At 69.1% G+C, this 4,035-nt stretch carries 3 protein-coding genes and 2 pseudogenes; 4 read left to right on the top strand and 1 reads right to left on the bottom strand.

Going from position 1 to position 4,035, the window contains the following annotated elements; all coding sequences use genetic code 11:
* Nucleotides 1-1,192, bottom strand: a pseudogene (locus tag FUT87_RS14095) (chromosome segregation SMC family protein); the annotation flags it as partial.
* 218 nt (nt 1,193-1,410) lie between these two features.
* On the opposite strand from FUT87_RS14095, the gene queF reads away from it, so the two are divergent.
* The 4 genes and pseudogenes from queF to FUT87_RS14075 form a co-directional block, all read left to right on the top strand.
* Entirely contained in the window at nt 1,411-1,842 is a 432-nt protein-coding gene (gene queF, locus FUT87_RS14090; protein ID WP_147241422.1) for a preQ(1) synthase, read from the top strand.
* Nucleotides 1,843-1,876: 34 nt separating this feature from the next.
* Nucleotides 1,877-2,302 carry an SET domain-containing protein gene (locus FUT87_RS14085; RefSeq protein ID WP_221213749.1) on the top strand — a complete coding sequence of 142 codons (426 nt, stop codon included), beginning with the start codon at nt 1,877-1,879 and terminating at the stop codon, nt 2,300-2,302.
* A 64-nt stretch (nt 2,303-2,366) separates the two neighbouring features.
* A complete protein-coding gene (dapC, locus tag FUT87_RS14080; protein WP_147241421.1) occupies nt 2,367-3,629 on the top strand; it encodes a succinyldiaminopimelate transaminase in 1,263 nt (420 codons plus the stop codon).
* An 81-nt stretch (nt 3,630-3,710) separates the two neighbouring features.
* A pseudogene (locus tag FUT87_RS14075) lies at nt 3,711-4,035 on the top strand (2,3,4,5-tetrahydropyridine-2,6-dicarboxylate N-succinyltransferase); the annotation flags it as partial.

Here is a 4,035-nt window from a genome sequence, read left to right as displayed (position 1 = left end):
ATCTGCTGCTGCACCTGCGTGACCTGCGTGCGCTGCTCGTTGGCGCGCGCCTGCGCGGCGCGCACCTGGTCCTCGACCTCGGGCAGCTTCATCGCCTGGTCTTCGGCCTGCGCGGCGAGGATCTCGCTCTGCTCCTCGGCCTGCGCGATCTGGGTGGCGACGTCATCCAGCTCCAGCTGCGCCTGCTCGGCGCGCTCCTGCCACTGCTGGTTCTGCGCCTGCAGCTCGACCAGCCGCTGTTCCAGCCGCTGGCGGCCCTCGACAACGTAGCGGATGCGCTCCTCGAGCCGGCTGACCTCCATCTGGGCCTCGGCCATGCGGCCCTGCGCGGCGTGCAGTTCATCGCCGGCGCCGTAGTGGGCCTGGCGGATGGTCTCGAGCTCGGCCTCGAGCTGGCGCAGCTCGGCCATCTTGGCTTCCAGCGCGTTGACCGCCTCCGAGTGCTCGCTCTTCACCCGCGCCGACTCGCCGGCCGCGTCGCGGTGCTTCAGGAACCACAGCTGATGCAGCTTGAGCGTGCCCTGCTCCTGCAGGTGGCGGTAATTCGCGGCGACCTCGGCCTGGCGCTCCAGCTTCTCGAGGTTGCTGTTGAGCTCCCGGAGGATGTCCTCGACGCGGGTCAGGTTCTCGCGCGTGTCCTTGAGGCGGTTCTCGGTCTCGCGGCGGCGCTCCTTGTACTTGGAGACGCCGGCGGCTTCCTCGAGGAACATGCGCAGTTCCTCGGGCTTGGATTCGATGATCCGGCTGATCGTGCCCTGGCCGATGATGGCGTAGGCGCGCGGGCCCAGGCCGGTGCCCAGGAACACGTCCTGCACGTCGCGCGGCGCACCGGCTGGTTGTTGATGAAGTAGCTGGACGTCCCGTCACGCGTCAGCACGCGCTTGACGGCGATCTCGGTGAACTGGTTCCACTGGCCGCCGGCTCTGGCGCTGGTGTTGTCGAACACCAGTTCCACGCTGGAGCGGCTGGCCGGCTTGCGGTTGCCGGAGCCGTTGAAGATCACGTCCTGCATGGACTCGCCACGCAGTTCGCTGGCCTTGCTTTCGCCCAGCACCCAGCGCACCGCATCCATGATGTTGGACTTGCCGCAGCCGTTGGGGCCGACCACGCCGACCAGCTGGCCGGGCAGCTGGAAGTTCGTCGGATCGGCAAAGGACTTGAAGCCCGAGAGCTTGATCGAGTTCAGTCGCATCGGGGTGTGATCACCGGGCCGCCACAGCCTGCGCGTGATCTAAGCCTTTGATTTGATTGTGGAAACGCCCCTTGACGGGGCGCTCGATTCGCGGCGGATGATACCATCGCGCCCTTCGTCTTTTCCCCAGCCCCATGGCCAAGAATCCCTCCGCCAAGCCGGCCGCCAAGGCCGGCGCCAAGGCCGCCAAACCCGCCGTCGCGCCCAAGATGCGCGAGATGCCGCCCAACCCGCCCAGCCGGCCCAGCAAGGAGATCCACGTCTTCCCCAACCCGGCCCCGGAGCGCGACTACGTCATCCAGTTCCAGATCCCCGAGTTCACCTGCCACTGCCCGCTGACGGGCCAGCCGGACTTCGCGCACTTCACGATCGACATGATTGCGGACCAGTACTGCGTCGAGCTCAAGAGCCTGAAGATGTACTTCTGGAGCTACCGCGACGAAGGCGCGTTCCACGAGAAGGTGACCAACACCATCCTCGAGGACATCGTGAAGGTGACCAATCCGCGCTTCATCCGCATCACCGCCAAGTGGTACGTGCGCGGCGGCATCTACACCAACGTCGTGGCCGAGCACCGCAAGAAGGGCTGGAAGCCGCTGCCGGCGGTCGACCTGCCGGCGCACGGCTTCGAGAGCGGCCTGCTGCGCTGATCCGCGCCCCGCATCCCGCACCAGGTCCCGCCGGATGGCCCTCGCCTACGACAGCGCGACGCAGTTCGTCGCGGTCGCGCTCAAGCGCAGCCGCATCGACGGCTACGGCGTGTTCGCCGCCGAGGACATCCCGGCCGGCACGCGGCTGGGATTGCTGACCGGCGAATCGATCACGGTGGCCGAGGCCCGGCGCCGCGCGCAGGAGAGCCGCCGGCTGATGCTGGTGGAGCTTTCGCCGGCGCGGGCGATCGACGCCAGCCGCTCGCAGGACGCGATGCGCTTCACCAACCACAGCTGCCGGCCCAACGCCCGCATCCAGGTCGAGGACGGCGAGGTCAGCTTCTTCGCGACCGAGGACCTGCGCCCCGGCGACGAGATCACCGTCGACTACGGCGTGACCCACCACGAGGGCCGCCTGCCCTGCCGCTGCGGCGCGCCCGGCTGCCGAGGCTCGCTCTGAGCGTCAACCCAGCGTTGTCCAGCCGAGTACGGCCGCCGCGAGGGGCCCGCCTATGATTCCGCGCATGAGCACGTCCCCCGCCTCGCCCCTGGCCGATCCCGCGGCCCCTCCCCCGGTCAACCCGCGATTGGCGCTCCTGAACCCCTACCCCTTCGAGCGCCTGCGCGCCCTGACCCAGGGCATCGTCCCCAACCCCGATTACCGCCCCATCTCGCTGGGCATCGGCGAGCCCAAGCATCCGGCGCCCAAGCTGGTCGAGGACGCGCTGATGGCCAACCTGAAGGGCCTGTCCAGCTACCCCGCCACGGCCGGCGAGCCCAAGCTGCGCGAGGCCATCGCCGGCTGGCTGCAGCGTCGCTACGCGCTGAGCCTGGACCCGGCCACGCAGATCCTGCCAGTCAACGGTTCGCGCGAGGCGCTGTTCGCACTGGCGCAGGTCGTGATCGATCCGAGCCGCCCGGGCGCGACCGTCGTCTGCCCGAATCCGTTCTATCAAATCTATGAAGGCGCCGCGCTGCTGGCCGGCGCCACGCCGGCCTTCGCGAACTCCGACCCGGCGCGCAACTTCGCCGCCGACTGGTCGCAGATCGATGACGCCACCTGGGCCCGCACGCAGCTGCTCTACGTCTGCTCGCCGGGCAATCCAACCGGCGCGGTGATGCCGCTGTCGGAGTGGCAGACGCTGTTCGAGCTCAGCGACCGGCATGGCTTCGTGATCGCCTCGGACGAGTGCTACTCCGAGATCTACTTCCGCGACGGCCCCGACGCCGCGCCGCTGTCGGGCCTGCAGGCCGCGGTCCAGCTCGGCCGGCCGGACTTCCGCAACCTCATCGCGTTCACCAGCCTGTCCAAGCGCTCCAACGTGCCGGGGATGCGCTCGGGCTTCGTCGCCGGCGATGCCGCCTGGATCAAGCGCTTCCTGCTCTATCGCACTTACCACGGCTCGGCGATGAGCCCGCTGATCCAGGCCGCCAGCATCGCCGCCTGGAACGACGAAGCCCACGTGATCGAGAACCGCGCGCAGTACCGCGCCAAGTTCGCAGCCGTCACGCCGCTGCTGGCGCAGGTGCTGGACGTGGCCCTGCCCGACGCGGGTTTCTACCTGTGGGCGGCGGTGCCAGACGGTAACGATATTGGCTTCGCCCAGGGCCTGCTCGCTCAATACAATGTCGGCGTTCTGCCCGGCAGCCTGCTGGCCCGAGACGCCCACGGCCTCAACCCGGGCGCCGGCCGCATCCGCCTGGCGCTGGTGGCCGGACAGGCCGAATGCCTGGAAGCCGCCCACCGCATCGTCTCCTTCGCGAAGCAACTCAAGACCTCCGCCTGATCCGTCCCGCCGCGCGGCACCGCGCGTGCCGCCGGACGTGTCCCACCGACCCGAATCGATCGAATCCTCGAGATCCCCACCATGACGCAAGACCTGCAATCCATCATCGACCTGGCCTGGGAAGGCCGCGCCAACCTGACCTCGGCCAACAGCCCGGAAGTGCGCGCCGCCGTGGACGAGGTCCTGGCCCGCCTGGACGCCGGCACGCTGCGCGTGGCCGAGCGCAAGGCCGTCGGCGAGTGGACCGTGCACCAGTGGGTCAAGAAGGCCGTGCTGCTGTCCTTCCGCCTGAACGACAACCGCCAGATGGGCGCCGGCGACATGACTTTCTTCGACAAGGTCCCGACCAAGTTCGGCGGCATGAGCGACGAGGCGCTGCGCGCCACCGGCGTGCGCGTGGTGCCGC

It is taken from the genome of Mitsuaria sp. TWR114 (genome assembly GCF_007997345.1).
The sequence above is the reverse complement of the archived record's forward strand: the minus strand, read 5'-3'. Positions and strand labels throughout refer to the sequence as shown.